Raw genomic sequence first — 21,871 nt, forward strand, 5'->3', positions numbered from 1 at the left:
CCACCATGTTGCTGCACGTTCCCGAAGTGCTGGATGCCACCGCCGTGCAGGCCATGCGCGCCGCGTTGGCTGCCGCCGACTGGGAAGACGGCCGCAGCACGGCGGGCGCCCAGGGCGCTGCCGTCAAGCGCAACCTGCAGCTGCCGGCCGGCACGCCACTGGCGCGCCAGCTGGGCCAGCAGATTCTGGCGGCGCTGTCGCGCTCAGCGCTGTTCCACGCCGCCGCCCTGCCGCGGCGCTTCGAGCCGCCGCTGTTCAACCGCTACGAGGGCGGCGGCCAGTACGGCATGCATGTGGACAGCGCCATGCGCCACCTGCCCGACGGCAGCAGCCTGCGCACCGACCTGTCGTGCACGCTGTTCCTGACCGATCCCGATGACTACGACGGTGGCGAGCTCGTCGTGTCCGACACCTATGGCACGCACGAGGTCAAGCTGCCGGCTGGCGACCTGATCCTCTACCCATCCAGCAGCCTGCACCGGGTGGAGCCGGTCACGCGCGGCGCCCGCGTGGGTTCGTTCTTCTGGCTGCAGAGCTTGGTGCGCGACGACACCGAACGCCACATGCTGTTCGAACTGGACCAGACCATCCAGAAGCTCCGCGCACGCGGCGGCGACAGCGACGAGGTGCTGCGCCTGACCGCGCTGTACCACAACCTGGTGCGGCGCTGGGCAGAGACCTGAGCCGGCGCCGTTGCGATACTGGCGGCATGCCCGCAGCCCCACCGCCTGTTCCTGCCGTCGACCGCCTGCCCGCCGGCCTGGCCACCCTGGCCGACCATGAGGCCCACGCGCGCACCAGGCTGGGCGACAAGGCCTGGGCTTACTTCAGCGGCGGCGCGGGCGACGAGATCACGCTGCGTGCCAACCGCACCGCCTGGGACGCGCTGCAGTTGCATCCGCGCGTGCTGCGCCCGCTGCAAGGCGGGCACACGCGAGTGGAACTGCTGGGCCGCACACTGGCCCACCCCATCTTGGTGGCGCCGGTGGCGTTCCAGCGCATGGCGCATGCCGACGGCGAACTGGCCACGGCGCACGCGGCGTCCGCGCTGGGCGCCGGGCTGGTGCTGAGCACCCAGACCAGCACGCCGCTGGAAACCATTGCGGCAGCCATCGCGCACGAGCCGGGCCGCGGCCCGCTGTGGTTCCAGCTCTACCTGCAGCACGACCGCGGCTTCACGCGCGAGCTGGTGCAGCGTGCCGAGCGGGCCGGCTACGAGGCGTTGGTGCTGACCGTGGATGCCCCCACCAGCGGCGCGCGCGACCGCGAACGCCGCGCCGGCTTCCAGGTGCCACCCCATGCCGCCGCCGTGCATCTGGCGACGTTGCCGCCGGCGCCGCCTGTCACCCTGGCCCCAGGCCAGAGCGCAATGTTCGACGCCTTGCTGCAGTACGCCCCCACCTGGGACGACGTGCAGTGGCTGCAATCCATCAGCCGGCTGCCGGTGCTGCTCAAGGGCGTGACGCATGCCGACGATGCGCGCCAGGCGGCGGCGCTGCAGGTGGCCGGGCTCATCGTCTCCAACCACGGCGGCCGGACGCTGGACACGATGCCCCCGACGGCAGCGCTGCTGCCCCCCATCGTCGATGCCATCGGCACCAGCCTGCCCGTGCTGGTGGACGGTGGCATCCGCCGCGGCACCGATGTGCTGAAGGCCATGGCGCTGGGCGCCCGCGCCGTGCTGGTCGGGCGGCCAGTGGCCTGGGGCCTGGCCAATGCCGGCGCTGTGGGAGTGGCCCATGTGCTGCGCCTGCTGCGCGACGAACTGGAGATCGCCATGGCCTTGTGCGGCTGCGCCAGCCTGGGCGACTGCAGCCCGCACATGCTCTGGCGCCCCACCCGGTAGAGCCCCAAAGCCCCACACCGCACGCGCCTTCGCACCAATAAGTTTCACAAATGCGATGAATTCGTATTTATAATCGCGGGCAACACTTACCAGCCAGCCACCAACCCGCCTTCACCGCCATGATCGTCTGTGTGTGCAACCGGATCTCCGACCGCGAAATCGTCCGCCATGTGCGGGCCGGTCTGAGCTTCGACGACATCCAGCTCGAACTGGGCGTGGCCACGCAATGTGGTCGGTGCGAAGGATGCGCGCGCGAGGTCGTCGACCAATGCAGCCGCATGCATCCCGTCGCGGCCTTGCACAGCGCCACCGGGCCCGATGACCGCGGTCTCGACGCCCCGGTTCCCAAGCTCGCCAGCAGCATCACGGAAGGCGTTGCATGGAACTGTTCTCTCTCGGCGGCAGCCTGATCCTGGTCGTCGGCTCGGCCTGGTGGATCTTTCGCAGATAGGCCCTGGCCGCGACACTCCCTTCAGCGCGTTTTTCCATGAGGCGCCGGCTCGGCGCCTGCTTCGGCATTTGTCCTTTTCACTATGGCTTCCAGCACCTATCCCGAACGCAGTGGCCTGAGCCGCAACACGGTCATCGTCGGCAGCGTGATCGCCTTCCACGCAGCGGCCCTGTGGGCGCTGCAGAGCGGCCTGCTGGTCCGTGCCGTCGAGGTGATCGTGCCGGTGGAGATCCTGTCGCAGTTCGTCGAGCCGCCCAAGCCCACCCCGCCACCACCGCCCCCGCCGGCCCCGCCGACGCCGCCGAAGGTGCAAAAGCCCGTGGTCAAGCCCAAGGCGCCGACGCTGCCACCGCCGCCGCAACCCCAGGCGATCCAGGATCCCACACCGGCACCGGCGGCTCCCACCGGCGTGGTCGCGCCGCCGGCGCCGCTGCCGCCCATCGAGCAACCGGTCGCACCGGCCCCCGAGCCGCCGCCGCCCGCCCCTCCGGCCCCGCCCAAGATCCAGCTGCCTTCCAGCGACGCCAGCTACCTGCAGAACCCCAGCCCCGTGTACCCCGCCATCAGCCGGCGCCTGGGCGAGCAGGGCAAGGTGCTGGTGCGCGTGCTGATCGGCACCAATGGCCAGCCGGAGCGCGCGGAGATCAAGCGCTCCAGCGGCTTCGACCGGCTCGACCGCTCGGCCATCGACTACGTCATGAAGTGCCGCTATGTCCCCGGCAAGGTCAACGGCGTGGTCCAGGCCATGTGGTACGAAGCGCCGGTCAACTACGTCCTCGAATAACTTTCTTCTTTCCTTCTGGAGTAACGCATGGAATCGCATTTCGGCCTCGCCAACGTCTGGCAACAAGGCGACATCGTGACAAAGGGTGTGGCCATCATGCTGCTCGTCATGTCGCTGGCGTCCTGGGTCGTGATCCTGATCAAGACGCTGGACATCATCCGCTACAAGAAGATGGCCAACGCCTCCGACGGCTTCTGGCACAGCGAGGACTTCGCCACCGGCATGGCCAAGCTGGGCAAGGATCCAAGCAACCCCTTCCTGAGCCTGGCAGAGGAAGGCCGCGAAGCCACCGCCCACCACCGCAACACCAAGGCGCACCTGCACGACACGCTGGATGTCAGCGACTGGATCACGCGCACGTTGCGCAACAGCATCGACGCCACCACGGCCCGCATGCAATCCGGTTTGGCGATCCTGGCCTCGGTGGGCTCCACCGCCCCGTTCGTGGGCCTGTTCGGCACGGTGTGGGGCATCTACCACGCGCTGCTGGCCATCGGCCTGTCGGGCCAGTCGACCATCGACAAGGTGGCCGGCCCCATCGGCGAGGCGCTGATCATGACGGCGCTGGGCCTGGCAGTCGCCATTCCGGCCGTGCTGGGCTACAACGCGCTGGTGCGCGGCAACAAGTCGGTGCTGAACAAGCTCAACAGCTTCGCCCACGACCTGCACGCCTACTTCGTGACCGGCGCCCGCGTGGCAACGGGCGGCACGGCCAACGTGGTGGCCATGAAGAAGGGAGCCTGAGATGGCCTTCGGCACCCAGGACGACGCCGATGAGGTGATGAACGAGATCAACATGACGCCGCTGGTCGACGTCATGCTGGTGCTGCTCATCATCTTCATCATCACCATCCCGGTGATGAAGCACGCGGTGAACATCGACCTGCCCCGCGCCAGCAGCGAGCAGGAGGACGCCAAGCCGGAGACCGTTCGCCTCTCAGTGGCCGCCGATGGCGGCTACTACTGGAACGAGACGCGCATCACCGACGAGGAACTGCTACCCCGCCTGCAGGCCGAGGGCGCCAAGGAACCGCAGCCGGAGCTGCATATCCGCGGCGACCGCGAGGTGCGCTACGAGCGCGTGGCCCAGGCCATGTCGGCCGCGCGCCAGGCCAACGTGCGCAAGATCGGCTTCATCACCGAACCGAAACCCTGATGGCACGGGGGGCGAAAAATACTTCGCCCCATTTCTTGACTTCGAATTGCGAATTGTTATCATTAACTCCATCGCAAGTTGACCAAGGGACCGACACCATGCACGCAGCCACCCATACCCTGATGTCCGGCAACGCCGCCGCGCTCCAACGTTTTGCCGCTGCGGGCATGCCGCAAGTCAGCGCAGCCGATGCCCTGGCGGTCGACAGCCACGAGTTGCTGCGCGGCCACAAGGCCGTGGAGATCAAGCACAACGGCGCCATCTACCGCCTGCAGACGACCAAGCTCGGCAAGCTGATCTTGACCAAATAGGTTTCATCGTGGGGCGACTCCAAGACTGGCTTCCAGTCTCCAAGGGTCGTTTTTGCCAGCCACCGGGCTTTGCCCCGCCAGCCACGCATTTTTTTCCACGCACGAACGACAAAGCCGGCCACATGGGCCGGCTTTTGTTTTGGTGGCGGATGCGCTTACAGGCCGATGGCAGCAATGCCGGCGCGGGCGATCTGCGCGTCTTCGGTCGACTTCACGCCGCTTACGCCCACGGCACCGAGGCAGTTGCCGTCCTTCAAGATGGGTACGCCACCTTCCAGCAGGCCCTTGAGATCCGGCGCGCTCAGGAACGCGGTCCGCCCGCCGTTGACGATGTCCTCGTACACCTTGCTCTCACGGCGGCCCAGCGCGGCGGTATTGGCCTTGGCGGGGGCGATGTGGGCCGACACGGCGGGTGCCCCATCGAGGCGCTGCAGCCACAGCAGGTGGCCGCCATCGTCGACGATGGCGATCGTCACGGCCCAGTTGTTCTTGAGCGCCTCTGCCTCGGCGGCGGCTGCGATCGCCTTCAGGTCGGAGAGTTCGAGAAAGGACTTGGTTTTCATGGTGCTCTTTGCAAAGGAAAGACGGCGAGCATAAACAAAACCGGGTCCCCTGGAGGCGGGGCCGCGCCCCGGAAATTCCCCTCGGGCAATAAGGGTGGACCCCGCAGTGGTATTGCGGCCTGGCCCTTGAATCTCCCTAGAATTCCCGCAACTGCCGATCAAGGCAATGAGGAGTCCATTCATGACCAATCAAGTACGCACCTACGACGCCGGCTACGGCGGCTTTGAAGTTTCCCAGGAGCAGCGCAACAAGGTGCTGCGCAATACCTACTGGCTGCTGGCGCTGAGCCTGTTGCCGACGGTGCTGGGCGCCTGGGTCGGTGTGTCCACGGGCATCACGGCTTCGCTGACCGGCGGCCTGGGCCTGATCGTGTTCCTTGGTGGCGCATTCGGCTTCATGTTCGCGATCGAGAAGACCAAGAACTCGGCAGCCGGCGTACCGGTGCTGCTGGGCTTCACCTTCTTCATGGGCCTGATGCTGTCGCGCATGATTGCGATGGTGCTGGGCTTTTCGAACGGCGCCGAACTCGTCATGACGGCCTTCGGCGGCACCGCAGGCGTCTTCCTGGCGATGGCCAGCCTGGCCACGGTGATCAAGCGCGACCTGTCGTCCATGGGCAAGTGGCTGTTCGTCGGCGCCATCGTGCTGCTGGTCGGCGGCATCGTGAACGTGTTCGTGGGCTCCACGGCCGGCATGATGGCCTTGTCGGTCGCGGCCATCGGCATCTTCAGCGCCTTCATGCTGTATGACCTCAAGCGCATCATGGACGGCGGGGAGACCAACTACATCAGCGCCACGCTGGCCCTGTACCTCGACCTGTTCAACGTGTTCCAGAGCCTGCTGGCCCTGCTGGGCATCATGGGCGGCGAGCGCGACTGAGCCCCGCTCCTGCGTTCAGCGAAAGGCCCTTCGGGGCCTTTTTCTTTGGGGCGCAATTTGCATTCAATGTCAGGCGTACCTGTGCCGATAATGAACACATCCCTTGTCCGAGGCCGCCCATGTCTGCACGTCTTCTCGCCATCCTGAGCGTTGCCTTGTTGCTGGCGGGCTGTGAGATCCCGGGCGTCTATCCCGATCCCAAGGTGATGGCGCGCGAGGCCGACGCCAAGGCCACGGGCGGCGGCTGCCGGCATGCGCTGCGCTCGCTGGAAGACTGCTACACGCTCAACCCCAAGGCGCCGCGCGCGGCCATCTTCGCGGGCTGGCGGGAGATGGACCAGTACATGCGCGAGAACAAGATCGAGGGCGTGCAGGCCGTCATCCCCTCGCCCAAGGCCGAGACCACGGAGGAATCGGTGGCCAGTAGCCCGGAAGGCAAGGCAGAGCGCCGGGGCGCACGCGGCTCCTGATCCTTTGCCCTAGCGCGGCGCCAGTTCGAACTGCGCGATGCTTTCCACATGCGCGGTGTGCGGGAACATGTTCACCGCACCGGCCGCCGCACAGCGGTAGCCGGCCTCGTTCACCAGAATGCCGGCGTCGCGCGCCAGCGTGGCAGGGTTGCAGCTGACGTAGACGATGCGCTGCGGTGGCTGCCAGCCGGAGCGCTCGGGACCCTGCCGAAGCTGTGCCAGGGCCTGCACCAAGGCATGCGCGCCTTCACGCGGTGGATCGACCAGCCATTTCTGCGCAGTGCCATCGGCCACGAGTTGCTCGGGCGTCATTTCGAACAGGTTGCGCGCGGCAAACCGCGTCGGCGCAAGGGGGCCGTGGACGCCGCGCGCGGCCGCATTGCGCTGGTAGTTGTCGCGCGAACGGGCCACCAGGGCCTCGCTGCCTTCGATGCCGAGCACCTCCCGCGCCTGCGTGGCCAGCGGCAGGCTGAAGTTGCCCAGGCCGCAGAACCAGTCGATGACGCGTTCGTCACGCTGCACGGCCAGCAGGCTCAATGCCCGGTGCACCAGCACGCGGTTGATGTGGGCATTGACCTGCGTGAAGTCGGTGGGCCGGTATGGCATCTCGATGCCGTACTCGGGCAGGCGGTAGCTCAGTTGCGGCCCGTCGGCGTCCAGCAGGTGCACGGTGTCCGGCCCCTTGGGCTGCAGCCACCACTGCACGCCGTACGTTTGCGCGAACGCACGCAGCTGCGCAAGGTCGCCTGCGCTGAGCGGCTCCATGTGGCGCAGCACCAGTGCCGTCACATCCGCGCCGACGGCCAGTTCGATCTGCGGCAGCGTCTCGCGCGCATCCATGGCGCCGATCAGGGCACGCAGCGGCAGCAGCAGCGCGCTGACATGCGGGGGCAGCACGCGGCATTCGCGCATGTCGGCCACGTAGCGGCTCTTGCGCTCGTGGAATCCGACCAACACCTCGCCCTTCTTGCGCACATAGCGCACCGACAAGCGGCCGCGGTCGCGGTAGCCCCAGGCCGGGCCCTCGATCGGACGCAGCACGCGCTCGGGCCGCAGGCGGCCCAGATGCCACAGGTTGTCTTCGAGCACGCGCTGCTTGACGGCGACCTGCGCCGAAACATGCAGGTGCTGCATCTTGCAGCCGCCGCATGCGCCTGCGTGCAGGCCGAAGTGCGGGCAGGCCGGCTGCACGCGCTGTGCGGATTCGCGCAACACCGCCGTCAGGCTGGCATGCTCGAAATGGCTCTTCTTGCGGTGGACGTTGGCGAGCACGCGCTCGGTCGGCAAGGCCCCCTCGATGAACACCACCTTGCCGTCCGGGCGGCGTGCAACCCCCTGCGCCTCGAGATCCACCGCATGCACCTCCAGCCAGGGCGGTGGTGGGGCTGCATCGCTGGATGCGTCTGGGGCAGCGGCAAGATCGTGGGGAGAAGCGTCGGACATGGCCCGATTGTCTCAGGCCGTCCTCCCCGACCTGCAACTACAGCAGTGCGTCCTTGTCGACGCCGTTGCGCCCCAGGTGTTGCTTGAGCTTGCGCAGCGCTTCGTTCTGGATCTGGCGCACACGCTCGCGCGTGAGGTTCAGCCGCTCGCTGAGCGTGTCCAGCGTTTCCGGCTCGCGGTCGTGCAGCCCGAAACGCCCATCCAGCACCTCGCGCTCGCGCGCAGACAGGGCGCCGATCCAGGTCTCCAGCAGTTGCTCGACCTCGTGCGAATGGGTGATGCTGGACGGATCGGGGGCCTGGTCGTCGGTCAAGGTGTCGGCCAGCGTGCCGCCCTCGTCGGAGCGGTCCAGCGACGCGTCGAGCGAGCGTGGCGTCTCGGCCAGCGCCAGCAGATCGGCGACCTCCTGCACGTCGCGGCCGAGCAGCGAGGCCACGTCGTCCACGCGCACGCCTTCGGGACGGATCGCCTGGAAGGCCGCATCGTTCTCCAGGGTACGCCTTGCCCGCAGCACCTGCTGCAGCTCGCGCACCACATGCACAGGCAGGCGGATCACGCGGCCCTGGTTCATCACCGCACGCTCGACCGACTGGCGGATCCACCACGTCGCATAGGTCGAGAAGCGAAAGCCACGCTCGGGCTCGAACTTGTCGATGGCGTGCATGAGGCCCAGGTTGCCCTCCTCGATCAGGTCGCTCATGGGCACGCCGCGCCCCAGGTAGTTCTTGGCGATGCTGACGACCAGCCGCAGGTTGTGCTCGATCATCGACTGGCGCGCGTCGAAGTCGCCGGCGCGCGCGCGCGTTGCCGTGTCGAACTCTTCCTGCGGCGTGAACAGCGCGGTGCGCCGGACATCGCGCAGGTACATGGTCAGGATGTCGCTGGACTCGCCTTCGAGCGGCACGTCGTCCAGCAAGGCCGCCCGTTCGCCGGACGGCGGCATCTCCGACGCGGGGGACGACGCCTTCAACGCATCCGGCTCGGGGGCTGGGCTGGATGCGTTGCGCTTCTTCATGTCATGGAGCCGGGCGTGGCGGCAGGTACTTGAGCGGATCGACAGGCCGGCCCTGCCGCCGGATCTCGAAATGCAGCTTCACGCGGTCGGCGTCGCTGTTGCCCATTTCAGCCACCTTCTGGCCCTTGCGCACGGTCTGGTCTTCCTTGACCAGCAGCGCCTGGTTGTGGGCATAGGCCGTGAGGTAGGTGTTGTTGTGCTTGAGGATGATCAGGTTGCCGTAGCCGCGCAGGCCGGCACCGGCATAGACCACCTTGCCGTCGGCTGCGGCCAGTACGGCATCGCCGGCCTTGCCGGCCAGGTCCACACCCTTGTTCTTGGCTTCGTCGAAGCCTCCGATCATGGTGCCCGAGGCAGGCCAGATGAAGGCCATGTCGTCGCTGCCACCCGTCGAGGCCACGGCCGGCGGTGCAGCGGGAGCGGGTGCAGGCTCAACAGCCGCCGGTGCAGCCGGCGCCGCCGCCGTGCTCGCGGCCGGCCTCGGGGCGCTGGCCGACCCGGCCGGGCCCAATGGCGTCGCCTGCGCACTGCTGGTCGGCGCCACGGGCCGCGTGACCACACCGTTTTCGGCCACATGGGCGCCCGGCGGCACCACGCGGAACACCTGGCCCACCTCGATCAGGTTGGGGTTCTCGATGTTGTTCCAGCGCACGATGTCGCGCCAGTTCTGTCCGGTGTCCAGGCCGATGCGGATCAGCGTGTCGCCCGGCTTGACCGTGTAGTAACCCGGCTTGCCGGCATTCGGATCGACCGGCCTTGCGGGCGCCTCCGCCGGCGCCGTCGCGATCTGCTCGCCCGCGCTGGTGCCGCGGCTTTCCACCGGTGCGCCCCGCACAGGCACATTGCGGCTCGCGCACGCACTCAGGGCCAACGCCACCATCAGCGCCACCACCCCGTGCCATCGCCGCCCTTCGCCCACCACCATGAACACACTCCGTTTAAGCAACGCCGGATTTTAAAGGCACGAAATGAACGGCCTCCAGCAACTGCTGGCGCAGCCCCTGGGCCGTGCGGTCGATCACCACCAGCGCCTGCTGCCCACCCTGCCCCGCGACAGGCGCGACCAGGCGCCCGCCCACGGCCAGCTGGTCCAGCCACGCTTGCGGCACGGCCTCGCCGCCGGCCGCGGCGATGATGGCTGCATAGGGCGCACCCTTGGCATAGCCGGCCATGCCGTCGCCGAACAGCAGGTGCACGTTGGGCAGCCGGAACGGGCGCAGATTCTCGCGGGCTCTCTCGTGCAGACCGCGCAGTCGCTCGATGCTGTAGACCTCGCGTGCCAGCAGCGACAACACGGCCGCCTGGTAGCCGCAGCCCGTGCCGATCTCCAGCACGCGCGCGGGCTTGCCTTCGCGCGCGAGCTCGGCGCCCAGCAGCAGTTCGCACATGCGCGCGACCACGTTGGGCTTGGAGATGGTCTGGTTCAAGCCGATCGGCAGGCTGGTGTCCTCGTAGGCCTGGGCCACGAGCGCGCTGTCGATGAAGCGGTCGCGCTCGACCGTGCCCATGGCCGCCAGCACCGCTTGCGACTGCACGCCGCCCGTGGCCAGGCGGCGCACCATGCGCTGGCGCATGGCACTGAAATCGGCGCGGGCCGGCGGCAGGGGAGCGGATGGCAGCACGGCAGCGCGCGCGCGCGTGGGCGCAGCCGCTGGCGCCGGGCCGGTGTTCAAGCGTGCGGGAAAGCTCGGGCGCGTGGCCATCACACGGCGGAACGCGACCCGCCCGACACGCCGGCGAGCAGGTCCGCCCAGTGCGCCAGCCGCGGATGGTCGGTCAAGTCCACCTGCAAGGGCGTGATCGACACATGGCCCTGGGCCGTGGCGTGGAAGTCCGTGCCGTCGGCACCGTCCTTGGCTGCGCCGGCACCGCCGATCCAGTACATGGTCTCGCCGCGCGGGCTGTCCATCGTGATCACGCGTTCGGCGGCATGGCGGCGGCCGAGGCGGCAGACCTTGGCCGGCTTGAGCTGGTCCAGCGGCCGGTTGGGAATGTTGACGTTGAGCAGCCAGGGGGCGTCGTCCACGGCATGCCGCTGCATCAGCTGCAGCACCAGCGCTCGGGCCGTGGCGCCGGCAGCATCCAGGTGCTGCCAGCCCTTCTCGGTCTGCGAGAACGCCACGGCCGGAATGCCGAACAGGTAGGCCTCCATGGCCGCGCCCACCGTGCCCGAGTAAATGGTGTCGTCGCCCATGTTGGCACCGTTGTTGATGCCGGAGACCACCAGGTCGGGCCGGTACCCGAGCAGCCCGGTGAGCGCGATGTGCATGCAGTCGGCCGGCGTCCCGTTGACGTAGCGAAAGCCGTTGGCGCCCTGGTGCACGTAGAGCGGCGCGTTCAGCGTCAAGGCGTTCGACTTGGCGCTGTTGTTCTGTTCGGGTGCGATGACCTCGACCTCGGCGACATCCTTCAAGGCGTCGTACAGCGCGGCGACACCGGGCGCCTGGTAACCATCGTCGTTGCAGATCAGGATCTTCATGGGCATGGCTCGAAGTGCGCGCATTGTAGGGTTGCACGGGGCCGGCACCAGGCGTCTCCCGGGGGACAAACCACCGAGCAGCCCGCTGCACGCGCCGCCTATCATGCAGCCCCATCTGTCAAGGCTGAACCCAAGGAGACACGAGATGCAAGCATGGTTGTGCGAGAACCCAGTGGGCGTGGATGCATTGGTCTGGAAGGAACTGCCGACGCCGCAGCCCGGCCCTGGCCAGGTGCTGGTGCGCATCCATGCGGCCAGCCTGAACTTTCCCGATCTGCTGATCGTGCAGAACAAGTACCAGATGAAACCCGAGCTGCCTTTCGTGCCCGGCTCGGAGTTCGCGGGCGTGGTCGAGGCCGTGGGCGAAGGCGTGCGCAACGTGGCGGTCGGCCAGAACGTCGCCTGCCTGGCCGGCACCGGCGGCTTCGGCACCCATGCGCTGGCGCAGGCCGCCACCTGCATGCCGCTGCCGGCCGGTTTTCCGCATGTCGACGCAGCGGCTTTCATCATGATCTATGCCACCTCGCACCATGCGCTGGTGGACCGCGCGCAACTGAAGGCCGGCGAGACGGTGCTGGTGCTGGGTGCGGCCGGCGGCGTGGGCACCTCGGCGATCCAGATCGCCAAGGCCATGGGCGCGCGTGTGATCGCCGCGGCATCCAGCGAAGAGAAGTGCGCGCTGTGCCGTTCGCTGGGTGCGGACGCGACCATCAATTACAGCGAGGACACGCCTTCGGGTAGACTGCGCGAGGCCATCAAGAAGCTCACCGACGGCAAGGGTCCCGACGTCATCTACGACCCGGTGGGCGGCGACTTCGCCGAGCCGGCGTTCCGCTCCATCGCCTGGCGCGGCCGCTACCTCGTGGTCGGCTTCGCCTCGGGACCGATCCCGTCGCTGCCACTGAACCTGGCCTTGCTCAAGGGCGCGTCCATCGTCGGCGTGTTCTGGGGCGGCTTTGCCCGGCAGGAGCCCAAGGCCAGTGCCGCCGCACTGGCCGAACTGGCGCAGTGGTACGCACAGGGCAAGATCAAACCAGTGATCGACAGCACCATGCCCATGTCCGAACTGAAGGCCGCTTACGCCCACATGGGCTCGCGCGGCGTCAAGGGCAAGCTGGTGCTGGTGAACCCCGCAGCCTGAACGTTCAGGGCGCGCCGAGCCGCGCGCCGAAGGCCTCTGGCCGCAGCGGCCTGTCGAACAGGTAGCCCTGCGCAAAGGTGCACTGCAGGTGCCGCAAGCGCTGGGCGATGGCCTCGGTCTCCACGCCCTCGGCCAGCACCGACAGGCCCAGGCTCTGCGCCAGCGAGATGATGCCGCGCACGATCGCGGCGTTGTCCGGATCGTCGATCAGGTCGCAGACGAAAGAACGGTCGATCTTGATCTTGTCGAACTTGAAGCGGCGCAGGTAGGCCAGGCTGGAATACCCGGTGCCGAAGTCGTCCATCGACAGCTTGGTGCCCAGCGCCTTGAGCCGGCGCAGCGTGGCCATGACCGCGTCGCCATCGTGCAGCAGCACGGTCTCGGTCAGCTCCAGTTCGAGCCGGTCCGGCGCGATGCCCGAGGCCACCAACGCGTCCTCCACCTGCTGCAGCACCACGCCGCGCTGGAACTGCCGTGCCGACAGGTTCACCGCCATCATCATCTCGGTGTGGCCGGCGTCGTGCCATTGGCGCAGCTGCTGCGTGGCGGTCTTGAGCACCCAGCCGCCCAGCGCCTCGATCAGGCCGCAGTCCTCGGCAATCGGAATGAACAGGCCCGGCGGCACGGCGCCGCGCTCGGGATCGTCCCAGCGGCACAGCGCCTCGGCGCCAACGATGCGCCCGCTGGCGAGGTGCACCAGGGGTTGGTATTCCAGCCGCAGCGCCTGGTTGTCGATCGCGCGGCGCAGCGCGGCCTCGATCTGGAGCCGGTCGATGGCGGCCTCGTTCATCAGCGCGCTGGCGAACTGGTAGGCCGCGCGGCCCTTGCGCTTGGCGGCGAACATGGCGGCATCCGCCCGCCCGAACAGCGTGTCGAAGTCGCCCCCATCGCTGGGGAACATGGCGATGCCGGCAGAGACCGAGATGTTCACCGGCAGGTCGCCCAGCACCACCGGCTGGCCCAGCAGGTCCATCAGCGCGCGCACGGCGTGCGCCGCCTCGGTCGTGCCATGCACGCCGGGCAGCAACACCATGAACTCGTCGCCGCTCAGGCGGCCGACCATGGTGCGCTCACGCGCCTGGCCCAGCAGGCGCGCGCCGATCTCGCGCAGCAACTGGTCGCCCACGCTGTGGCCCAGCGAGTCGTTGAGGTTCTTGAAGTTGTCGACGTCGATGACGATCAGGGCCACGCGGTCGTTGTTGAGCTCGGCATGCTTGAGCGCCAGGCTGGCCTGCAGCGTGGCCTGGGCGCGGTTGGGCAGGCCGGTGATCACGTCCTTGCTGGAGAGGTAGGCGATCTTCTCCTCGGCCGCCTTGCGCGAGCTCAGGTCGGAGAAAGCCGCCACGTAGTGCGTGATCTCCTCGGTGCTGCGCTGGCGCAGCGCCGACAGGCTCAGCCACTGCGGATAGACCTCGCCATTGCTGCGCCTGTTCCAGATCTCGCCGCTCCAGCGGCCCTGCCCGGCCAGCACGGACCACATCTGCGCATAGAACGCCTTGTCGTGCTGCCCGGACGCCAGGAACTTCGGGTCGCGCCCCAGCACCTCTTCGGCCTGGTAACCGGTGATCTCGGAGAACGCCGCGTTGACCATGATGATGCGGTTGTCCGCGTCGGTGATGATGATGCCGTCGGTGCTCTGCTCCAGCACGCGGCCGGCCAGTTCCAGCTTGGTTGCCGCGATGCGCTGGTCGGTCACGTCGCGCCGCACCACCAGCAGATGCAGCCGCTGGCCGCGCCGGCCGAAGGTCGGCACACGGATGACGTCGTAGTAGCGCAGGTTGCCGTGGCCATCGTCGCTGGCCTCTTGCACATGCGAGATGCGGCCCGATTGCCAGGTCGCCTCTTCCGTCAGCGCGCTGTGGTCCATGTCGATGGCGGCCGGACGGCTGGGTTCGACCACCTCCAGGCTGCTCGAACTGCGGCCGTCCTGCTCCGCCAGGCCCAGCACGGCGCGCGCGGTCGGGTTGGCCAGCAGCCAACGGCCATCGCCATCCTTGAGATAGACCATGTCCGGCAGATGGCGGAACACCGATGTCAACAGCTTGTCGCGGTCGCGCAGCTGGCGGTGCGATTCCGAATGCGCGGTGATGTCCAGGCCCAGGCACCAGCGCTTGCCGTCCGGCCCTGCCAGGCCGTCGACCGAGGACCAGGCGATGCGCCGTTTGCCTTCGGCCTTGCTGGTCAAGGTCCACTCGAGCCCGCGGAAATGCGGGCCCTGGGCCACGATGTCGGCTGTCTTGCGGGCCAGGTACAGGGGTTCGGGATAAAGCAGCTGCAAGGCCCCCGGATTGCCCACGATCTCGGCTGCGCTGTAGCCGGAGCAGCGCTCGCATTCGCGGTTCCAGTACAGCACCGGCACCTCGGCACCGAAGTCCATGCAGCAGACCATGACGGGCAGGTTGTCGAACACCGAAACCAACTCGGCCGGCATGCCTTGCGCATCCGGCGCCTCTGCGCCTTCATCGACATAGAAGTGGTCCGCCGCCAACGCGCCCTCGATGGCAGGCTCGCCCAACGGATCCACGCTGCTGCTCACACTGGTTCTCCCCTGTGCCTGTGCGGCCACGGCCGATCGACCGCGAGGCACGCGAAACAACGGCACACCCTAGCACATCTGCACGCGGCGCAGGCCAAGTTGGCTGCTTGCTGTTGCAGCGAATGCGCGGTTGCTCGTCGCCATGGCCCCCAGAGCCGCCGGTCAGTCGGCCCCAAAGTGGGGCCCAGCGTTGTCTCAAGACAAGGCAAAAAAAATGCCTGACCCTTGAAAGGTCAGGCATCTGGCCGCTGGGCCTGCATCAAGCAGGCTTCCTGGCAATTCTGTGGGGTGACTGATGGGGCTCGAACCCACGACAACCAGAATCACAATCTGGGACTCTACCAACTGAGCTACAGCCACCACGGAAGCTCAGCATTATAGCCCAGCTTTCAACACTCACTGCGCCGGTGTTCCGGCCGGCGCGGCAACGTCCATGCGCACCTTCAGACGCTCCTTGAGCAGGTTGTAGTAGGCCATCGTCTCGGCCGCACCCCAGGTCTGGGCGTACTGCTGGCGTACCTGTTCCGCCGCCTCTGCCGGCAGGGGCCGCGACGGCGCGATCTTGTCCACGCGGACCACCGCGTAGCCCTGATCGCCCAGATCGACGCCCAGCAGTGCCGGCAGCGCAGCGGGGTCGGCGCGCAGGGCGGCGTCGATGAGCTTGGCCGGGAACTGGTGCGTGTCGTCACGGGCGATGGTCACGGCCGCCGGCAACTTGGCCTTCTCGCCCTGCGTCTTCCATTCGGCCAATTGGGCTTCGCCCTTCTGCTTGGCGAGCTCGGCCGCGCGCTGCGCGGTCCAGCGCGCCTTGACCTGCTCGTGCACCTCTGCCAGCGCCTGCGTGCGGGCCGGGCTGTACTCGACCACGCGCGCGGAAACCAACTGGTTGGTGCCGGTCTCGACGGCTTCGGTGTTGCGCTTTTGCTGCGTGGCGTCGGATGAGAACACGGCCTCTAGCAGGCGCGCATTCGCCAGAGGGCCAGTGGCACCGGCTGGTGGCACGGGCGAGACGGTGGCCGTCCGAATCTGAAGCTTGAGCTTGTCGGCCACGGGCTTCAGGCTGTCGGACTGCTCGTAGACCGTGTTGGTGAAGGCCTCCGCGGTCTCCGCGAATTGGCGCTGCGCCTGCTGGGACTTGAGGTCTGCCTCCAGCTGCGTGCGCATCTCGGCGAAGCTCGGCACCTTGGGCGCGCGGATGTCGGTCAGCTGGATCACGTGGTAGCCGAAGTCGGACTCCACCACGTCGCTGATGTCGCCCTTCTTGCTGAGGCCGAAGATCGCATCTGCGATGGGCTTGTCGATGGCGCTACGGGCCATGAAGTCCAGGTCGCCGCCGCTGGCCGCGGAACCGCTGTCCTCCGAATTCTTGCGTGCCACGTCGGCAAAGCCGGCCGGGTTCTTGCGGACCTCTGCCAGCAACTGCTCGGCGCGGGCCTTGGCCTTGGCGCGCTCTTCGGCCGGAGCGTTCCTCGACGCATTGACGAGGATGTGGCTGGCACGGCGTTCTTCCTTGCCGGCCAGTTGCGCGTTGTTCTGCTCGTAGAAGGTCTTGAGGTCGTCCTCGTTGACCACAGTGTTCTTCTTCACCGCGTCCAGGTCCAGCACCACGTACTCGATCTTGGCCTGCTCCGGCGCCTGGAACTGCGCGACATGGTCCTTGTACCAGGCTTCCAGTTCGGCCTCGGTCGGCTTGAGCCCGGCGCTGAAATCGCTGGCCGCGAACTGCGCCACCTGCACTTCACGCCGCTGCAGGAAAGCGCCGAAGGTCGCGTCCGCGGCAGCGGCCACACCGATCGCCGATTCGCCCACCCCAGCCATGACCTGGCGCGTGGAGATCTGCCGGCGCGCGTTGGCCTCGAACATCTCGGGCGTCATGCCCTGGGCCCCCACGAGCAGGCGGTAGCGCTCCACGTCCAGGCTGCCGTCCGGCTTGCGCAGGCTGGCGATGGCCGGGTCTTCCTGCAGCGCGCGCGCCAGGCGGCCGTCGGTGGTCACGAGCTTGGCGTCATCGGCCGCGGCAGCCAGCACGCGGTCGCGCACCAGCCGCTCCAGCGTGGCGTACTTGGCTTCGGGCGAATCCAGCAGGCGCGGATCCAGGTTGGGCGACTGCGCCAGCATGCGCTGCACCTCGTTGCGGTGCGCGTTGTCCCATTCGATCTGCTTGATCTCCGAGCCGGCCACGCGGGCCACCACATGCCCGCCTTCGTTCATCCGCGTATAGCCTTCCAGTCCGAAGAACACAAACGACGGGATGATCAGAAGGAACAGCAGCCCCATCATGATCTTGGTGTGCTGGCGGACGAAATCGAACATGAAAGTGGTCTCGCAGAAAAACGAAAGGCGAACGGATCGTTCGCCTTGGCCGAGATGGATGGTGGGTGCTGACGGTCTCGAACCGCCGACCTACGCCGTGTAAGAGCGCCGCTCTACCAACTGAGCTAAGCACCCCACCTGCAAACGGGTCCGATGGATCAGTTCAAGGCGTCCTTCAACGCCTTGCCCGGACGGAACTTGGGAACCTTGGCAGCCTTGATTTTAATCGCCGCACCGGTGCGGGGATTTCGGCCCGTGCGGGCAGCGCGCTTGCCAACGGCGAAGGTACCGAATCCCACCAGCGACACCGTGCCACCCTTTTTCAAGGTCTTCTTGACCGCCTCGATGGTCGACTCCAGCGCGCGCGTGGCGGCAGCCTTGGAGATGTCGGCGTTGTTGGCGATGTGTTCGATGAGTTCAGTCTTGTTCACGAAGTGTCCCTCACTTGGGTTGTGTGGTCGGATTCGACACGAAATGTTTCCACGGCCCGCACGAGAAGCGGCGCGCATCTGGCGGGGGGAGTGGACACGAATTGTTGCGGCGTCGGCGATGCCGCTACCGCCTCGAAACAGGCTCGCAAGCCCTGGTCTCTCAGGCGGCGCGGACGCGGATTCTAGACGCATTTGGGGTGGCGCCAAGATGCCCTGCGCTCACCCATATCCACCAAATTGCAAGCGTGCTCAGAGGGCCTGCGCGATGGCGCGGCCCAGGTCCGATGTCGAGGCCTTGCCACCGATGTCCGGCGTGCGGGGCGCCCCGCTACCAGGCTCCAGCGCGGCCTCGATGGCCTGGAGCACGGCGTCGTGCGCGTCCTTGTGACCCAGAAATTCCAGCATCATCGCGCCGCACCAGATCTGGCCGATCGGGTTGGCGATGCCCTGCCCCGCGATGTCCGGCGCAGAGCCATGCACGGGCTCGAACAGCGAGGGCGTGGTGCGGTCCGGGTTCAGGTTGGCGCTCGGTGCGATGCCGATGGTGCCGGTGCAGGCCGGACCCAGGTCGGACAGGATGTCGCCGAACAGGTTGGAGGCCACCACCACGTCGAAGAAGTCGGGCCGCTGCACGAAGTGCGCGGTCAGGATGTCGATGTGGAACTTGTCCAGCTTCACGCCCGGGTAGGACTTGGCCATCGCGGCCACGCGCTCATCCCAGTACGGCATGGTGATGGCGATGCCGTTGGACTTGGTCGCGCTGGTCAGGTGCTTCTTGGGCCGCGACTGGGCCAGCTCGAACGCGAACTTGAGCACGCGGTCCACGCCATGGCGCGACATCACGGTCTCCTGCATGACGATCTCGCGCGGCGTGCCCTCGTACATGCGCCCGCCGATGGAGGAGTACTCGCCCTCGGTGTTCTCGCGCACGATGTACATGTCGATCTCGCCGGGCGCGCGGGCGCTGCCGTCGCGCCGCACCACGGGCGCCACGATGCCGGGCATCAGGCGCGCGGGCCGCAGGTTGATGTACTGGTCGAACTCGCGGCGGAACAGCAGCAGCGAGCCCCACAGCGACACATGGTCGGCGATCTTCTCGGGCCAGCCGACGGCGCCGAAGTAGATCGCGTCGTGGCCGCCGATCTGGTCCTTCCAGTCGTCGGGCAGCATCTTGCCGTGCTTCTCGCAGTAGTCCCAGCTCGAGAAGTCGAAGTGGTCGAACTGCAGGTCGATGCCGAAGCGGCTCGCGGCCGCCTCCATCACGCGCAGCCCCTCGGGCATGACTTCCTTGCCGATGCCGTCGCCGGCGATCACGGCGATGCGTTGCTTGCTCATGTCGGTTCCTTGTGTCGTCGCGTCAGCGCGCGTGCGCCCGGATCTCGGGAATGGCCTTGCGCAGGTAGTAGCCCATGGACCAGGCCGTCAGCACGGCGGCGATCCAGATCAGCACGATGCCCCACAGCGCGGTGTCGATGAAGCCGAACAGCCGGCCGTCGTAGAGCAGGAAGGGGATGGCCACCATCTGCACCGTGGTCTTGAGCTTGCCGATCATGTGCACCGCCACGCTCTTGGACGCACCGATCTGCGCCATCCACTCGCGCAGCGCCGAGATCGCGATCTCGCGGCCGATGATGATCAGCGCGACGAACACGTCGGCCCGGTTCAGGTGCACCAGCACCAGCAGGCTGGCGCAGACGAGGAACTTGTCGGCCACCGGATCGAGAAACGCGCCGAAGGCCGAGGTCTGGTTGAGCTTGCGCGCGAGGTAGCCGTCCAGCCAGTCGGTGGCCGCGAACACCACGAACAGCACCGTGGCGATCAGGTTGCAGGTGGCCACCGGCAGTGGCAGGTAGAACACCCCCACGATGATGGGGATCGCGATGATGCGCGTCCACGTCATGATGGTGGGAATTGTCCAGAACATGGCGGGCATTGTGGCATGCGGCCGAACGCCCTTTTGGCGCCGGCCGCCTGCTCAGTGCAAGGCTTTGTAGATGCGTTCGGCAAGCTCGCGCGAGACGCCTTCGACGGTGGCGATGTCGTCCACGCTGGCCGCCGCCACGCCGCGCACGCCGCCGAAGCGCTGCAACAGCCGGGCCCGGCGCTTGGGGCCGATGCCGGGGATCTCCTCGATGCGGCTGCCGCCCGTGCGCACCTTGGCGCGCGCCGCGCGCATGCCGGTGATCGCGAAACGGTGGGCCTCGTCGCGGATCTGCGCGACCAGCATCAGCGCAGCCGAATCGCGCGCCAGCTGCGCCTTGGGCCGGCCGTCGGCGAACACGAGTTCTTCCAGGCCGACCTTGCGGCCTTCGCCCTTCTCCACGCCCACGATCAGGCCGATGTCCAGGCCCAGCGCCTGGAACACCTCGCGCGCCATCGACACCTGGCCACGGCCGCCATCGACCAGCACCAGGTCGGGCATGCGGGCCTTGGACGGCGGCGGGGCCGCCTCCTCGGCCTGCGGCTCGGCGGCCACGGCTTCGGCCGCAGCCTGCGCGATGGCCTGGGGCGAGAACTTGGCATAGCGCCGCGTGAGCACCTGGCGCATGGCGGCGTAGTCGTCGCCACCGGTGATGCCCTCGATCTTGAAACGCCGGTACTCCGAGCTCTGCATCCTGTGCTGCTGGAACACCACGCACGAGGCCTGCGTGGCCTCGCCTGCCGTGTGCGAGATGTCGAAGCACTCGATGCGGAACTGCTCCAGCGCATCCGGCGCCATGTCCAGCGCCTCGACCAACGCGCGCGTGCGCGCCTGCTGCGAGCCCTCTTCCGCGAGCAAGCGGGCCAGCTGCAGCGCTGCATTCTTCTCGGCCATCTCCAGCCACTGGCGGCGCTGCTCGCGGGGCTGGTGCTGGGCGGCCACGCGCTGGCCGCTGTCGGCCGAGAGAGCCGCAAGCAGGTCCTTGGACACGGCCTCGCTCGTGATCAGCAGCGGCGGCACCGCCACGCCCGTGTAGTGCTGGGCGATGAAGGCCTCGAGCACCTGCACCTCGACCGGCGCGGCGGCCTGGGCATCGCTCTCGGCCTCGGCCGCGTGCAGCGCCACGGCATCGTCCACATGGCTGGGGAAGTACGGCCGGTCGCCCAGGTGGCGGCCACCGCGCACCATGGCCAGGTTCACGCAGGCGCGCCCGCCGTGCACCTTGACGGCCAGGATGTCGGCGTCCTTGTCCGAGCCCGTGTCCACCGACTGCTGGTGCAGCACGCGCGACAGCGCGCCCATCTGGTTGCGCAGCTCGGCGGCCTGCTCGAACTCCAGCTTCTCGGCGTGCGCCATCATGCGCTGCTCCAGGCCCTGCAGCACCTGCTGGGTCTCGCCGTCGAGGAAGCGCTCGGCATTGCGCACGTCCTCGGCGTAGTCGCTGGGGGCGATGTAGTGCACGCAGGGGCCCGAGCAGCGCTTGATCTGGTAGAGCAGGCAGGGCCGCGTGCGGTTCATGAAGACCGTGTCCTCGCAGGTGCGCAGGCGGAACACCTTCTGCAGCAGCAGGATGGACTCCTTGACCGCCCAGGCATTCGGGAAGGGGCCAAAGTAGCGGTGCTTCTTGTCCACCGCGCCGCGGTAGTAGGCCACGCGCGGGAAGTCGGTGGGCGCGGTCTGGCGCGAGGTCGAGAGCTCGGTCGGTCCGGCCCCGGTGATCTTGAGGTAGGGGTAGCTCTTGTCGTCCCTGAACAGGATGTTGTACTTGGGGCCGAGCGCCTTGATCAGGTTGTTCTCGAGCAGCAGCGCCTCGGCCTCGGAGCGCACCACCGTGGTCTCCATGCGCACGATGCTGGCCACCATGTGGCCGATGCGCGTGCCGCCGTGGGTCTTCTGGAAATAGCTGGAGACGCGCTTCTTCAGGTCGCGCGCCTTGCCGACGTAGAGCAGCTGGTCGGCGGCGTCGAAATAGCGGTACACGCCCGGCAGCGCGGGCAGCGCGGCCACCTGGGCGAGCAGTTCATCGGAATGCATGGCCCTATTGTGGCCATGCACGGACATCGCCCCCCACGCTCCCCGCTGCGAGAGGTTCGCGGCCGCCCGAGGGGACGCGCGCTTGCTTGGGGCGGCC

22 protein-coding genes and 2 tRNA genes are annotated in these 21,871 nt (G+C 67.8%); 10 read left to right on the plus strand and 14 right to left on the minus strand.

All coding sequences use genetic code 11. From position 1 onward, the window contains the following. Window positions 1-5: 5 nt before the first annotated feature. From ASF44_RS29830 to hemP, 7 genes are all read left to right on the plus strand, one after another. Window positions 6-683: a Fe2+-dependent dioxygenase gene (locus ASF44_RS29830; RefSeq protein ID WP_056902871.1), complete on the plus strand. Its 678-nt coding sequence runs from the start codon at window positions 6-8 to the stop codon at window positions 681-683. A 26-nt stretch (window positions 684-709) separates the two neighbouring features. Beyond that, the gene (locus ASF44_RS29835; protein ID WP_082525132.1) at window positions 710-1,846 is read left to right on the plus strand and encodes an alpha-hydroxy acid oxidase; all 1,137 of its coding nucleotides are present in this window, start codon (window positions 710-712) and stop codon (window positions 1,844-1,846) included. Between the two features lie 119 nt (window positions 1,847-1,965). Next, window positions 1,966-2,256 (plus strand): bacterioferritin-associated ferredoxin, encoded by a 291-nt coding sequence (locus ASF44_RS29840; RefSeq protein ID WP_056902873.1) that lies wholly within the window; start codon window positions 1,966-1,968, stop codon window positions 2,254-2,256. A gap of 123 nt (window positions 2,257-2,379) precedes the next feature. Further along, window positions 2,380-3,081 carry an energy transducer TonB gene (locus ASF44_RS29845; protein WP_056902874.1) on the plus strand — a complete coding sequence of 234 codons (702 nt, stop codon included), beginning with the start codon at window positions 2,380-2,382 and terminating at the stop codon, window positions 3,079-3,081. Between the two features lie 27 nt (window positions 3,082-3,108). After that, window positions 3,109-3,825 carry a MotA/TolQ/ExbB proton channel family protein gene (locus tag ASF44_RS29850; RefSeq protein ID WP_056902875.1) on the plus strand — a complete coding sequence of 239 codons (717 nt, stop codon included), beginning with the start codon at window positions 3,109-3,111 and terminating at the stop codon, window positions 3,823-3,825. Window position 3,826: 1 nt separating this feature from the next. Next, the gene (locus tag ASF44_RS29855) at window positions 3,827-4,237 is read left to right on the plus strand and encodes a biopolymer transporter ExbD (RefSeq protein ID WP_056902876.1); all 411 of its coding nucleotides are present in this window, start codon (window positions 3,827-3,829) and stop codon (window positions 4,235-4,237) included. A 98-nt stretch (window positions 4,238-4,335) separates the two neighbouring features. Then, complete coding sequence (gene hemP, locus ASF44_RS29860) at window positions 4,336-4,548, plus strand: hemin uptake protein HemP (protein ID WP_082525133.1); 213 nt, start codon at window positions 4,336-4,338, stop codon at window positions 4,546-4,548. Between the two features lie 155 nt (window positions 4,549-4,703). Here the strand turns inward: hemP and ASF44_RS29865 are convergent, their stop codons facing one another. Then, window positions 4,704-5,111, minus strand: coding sequence for a heme-binding protein (locus ASF44_RS29865; protein WP_056902878.1), 408 nt, complete (start codon window positions 5,109-5,111; stop codon window positions 4,704-4,706). A gap of 181 nt (window positions 5,112-5,292) precedes the next feature. Here ASF44_RS29865 and ASF44_RS29870 point away from each other — a divergent pair, with 181 nt between their 5' ends. After that, entirely contained in the window at window positions 5,293-5,991 is a 699-nt protein-coding gene (locus tag ASF44_RS29870; protein WP_056902879.1) for a Bax inhibitor-1/YccA family protein, read from the plus strand. 119 nt (window positions 5,992-6,110) lie between these two features. Then, window positions 6,111-6,461, plus strand: coding sequence for a hypothetical protein (locus tag ASF44_RS33030; protein ID WP_056902880.1), 351 nt, complete (start codon window positions 6,111-6,113; stop codon window positions 6,459-6,461). Window positions 6,462-6,470: 9 nt separating this feature from the next. Here the strand turns inward: ASF44_RS33030 and rlmD are convergent, their stop codons facing one another. From rlmD to surE, 5 genes are all read right to left on the minus strand, one after another. After that, entirely contained in the window at window positions 6,471-7,904 is a 1,434-nt protein-coding gene (rlmD, locus tag ASF44_RS29880; protein ID WP_056902881.1) for a 23S rRNA (uracil(1939)-C(5))-methyltransferase RlmD, read from the minus strand. Window positions 7,905-7,941: 37 nt separating this feature from the next. Continuing rightward, a complete protein-coding gene (gene rpoS / locus ASF44_RS29885; RefSeq protein ID WP_082525163.1) occupies window positions 7,942-8,847 on the minus strand; it encodes an RNA polymerase sigma factor RpoS in 906 nt (301 codons plus the stop codon). 73 nt (window positions 8,848-8,920) lie between these two features. Next, on the minus strand, window positions 8,921-9,844 hold the full coding sequence (locus ASF44_RS29890; RefSeq protein WP_056902883.1) for a peptidoglycan DD-metalloendopeptidase family protein: 924 nt from the start codon (window positions 9,842-9,844) through the stop codon (window positions 8,921-8,923). 13 nt (window positions 9,845-9,857) lie between these two features. Further along, window positions 9,858-10,622, minus strand: a complete 765-nt coding sequence (locus ASF44_RS29895; protein ID WP_056902884.1) for a protein-L-isoaspartate(D-aspartate) O-methyltransferase — start codon at window positions 10,620-10,622, stop codon at window positions 9,858-9,860. After that, window positions 10,622-11,398 (minus strand): 5'/3'-nucleotidase SurE, encoded by a 777-nt coding sequence (surE, locus tag ASF44_RS29900; protein WP_056903076.1) that lies wholly within the window; start codon window positions 11,396-11,398, stop codon window positions 10,622-10,624. The genes ASF44_RS29895 and surE overlap by 1 nt, the downstream gene beginning before the upstream one ends. A 145-nt stretch (window positions 11,399-11,543) precedes the next feature. Between surE and ASF44_RS29905 the strand changes: the two genes are divergently transcribed. Beyond that, window positions 11,544-12,539 carry an NADPH:quinone oxidoreductase family protein gene (locus tag ASF44_RS29905; protein ID WP_056902885.1) on the plus strand — a complete coding sequence of 332 codons (996 nt, stop codon included), beginning with the start codon at window positions 11,544-11,546 and terminating at the stop codon, window positions 12,537-12,539. 4 nt (window positions 12,540-12,543) lie between these two features. Here ASF44_RS29905 and ASF44_RS29910 read toward each other — a convergent pair whose 3' ends face one another. From ASF44_RS29910 to uvrC, 8 genes are all read right to left on the minus strand, one after another. Further along, the gene (locus ASF44_RS29910; protein ID WP_056902886.1) at window positions 12,544-15,075 is read right to left on the minus strand and encodes a bifunctional diguanylate cyclase/phosphodiesterase; all 2,532 of its coding nucleotides are present in this window, start codon (window positions 15,073-15,075) and stop codon (window positions 12,544-12,546) included. Window positions 15,076-15,359: 284 nt separating this feature from the next. Next, window positions 15,360-15,435, minus strand: a tRNA-His gene (locus tag ASF44_RS29915). Window positions 15,436-15,471: 36 nt separating this feature from the next. Next, window positions 15,472-17,388 (minus strand): SurA N-terminal domain-containing protein, encoded by a 1,917-nt coding sequence (locus ASF44_RS29920; RefSeq protein WP_056902887.1) that lies wholly within the window; start codon window positions 17,386-17,388, stop codon window positions 15,472-15,474. Between the two features lie 59 nt (window positions 17,389-17,447). Next, a tRNA-Val gene (locus ASF44_RS29925) sits at window positions 17,448-17,523 on the minus strand. Window positions 17,524-17,546: 23 nt separating this feature from the next. Then, on the minus strand, window positions 17,547-17,819 hold the full coding sequence (locus tag ASF44_RS29930) for an HU family DNA-binding protein (RefSeq protein WP_056672701.1): 273 nt from the start codon (window positions 17,817-17,819) through the stop codon (window positions 17,547-17,549). Between the two features lie 249 nt (window positions 17,820-18,068). Continuing rightward, the gene (locus ASF44_RS29935; protein ID WP_056902888.1) at window positions 18,069-19,154 is read right to left on the minus strand and encodes a tartrate dehydrogenase; all 1,086 of its coding nucleotides are present in this window, start codon (window positions 19,152-19,154) and stop codon (window positions 18,069-18,071) included. Window positions 19,155-19,176: 22 nt separating this feature from the next. After that, complete coding sequence (gene pgsA, locus ASF44_RS29940) at window positions 19,177-19,743, minus strand: CDP-diacylglycerol--glycerol-3-phosphate 3-phosphatidyltransferase (RefSeq protein ID WP_056903077.1); 567 nt, start codon at window positions 19,741-19,743, stop codon at window positions 19,177-19,179. Between the two features lie 51 nt (window positions 19,744-19,794). Next, on the minus strand, window positions 19,795-21,774 hold the full coding sequence (gene uvrC, locus ASF44_RS29945) for an excinuclease ABC subunit UvrC (RefSeq protein WP_056902889.1): 1,980 nt from the start codon (window positions 21,772-21,774) through the stop codon (window positions 19,795-19,797). Between the last annotated feature and the right edge of the window lie 97 nt (window positions 21,775-21,871).

This window comes from Pseudorhodoferax sp. Leaf274, from assembly GCF_001422445.1.
GTDB lineage: Bacteria > Pseudomonadota > Gammaproteobacteria > Burkholderiales > Burkholderiaceae_C > Pseudorhodoferax.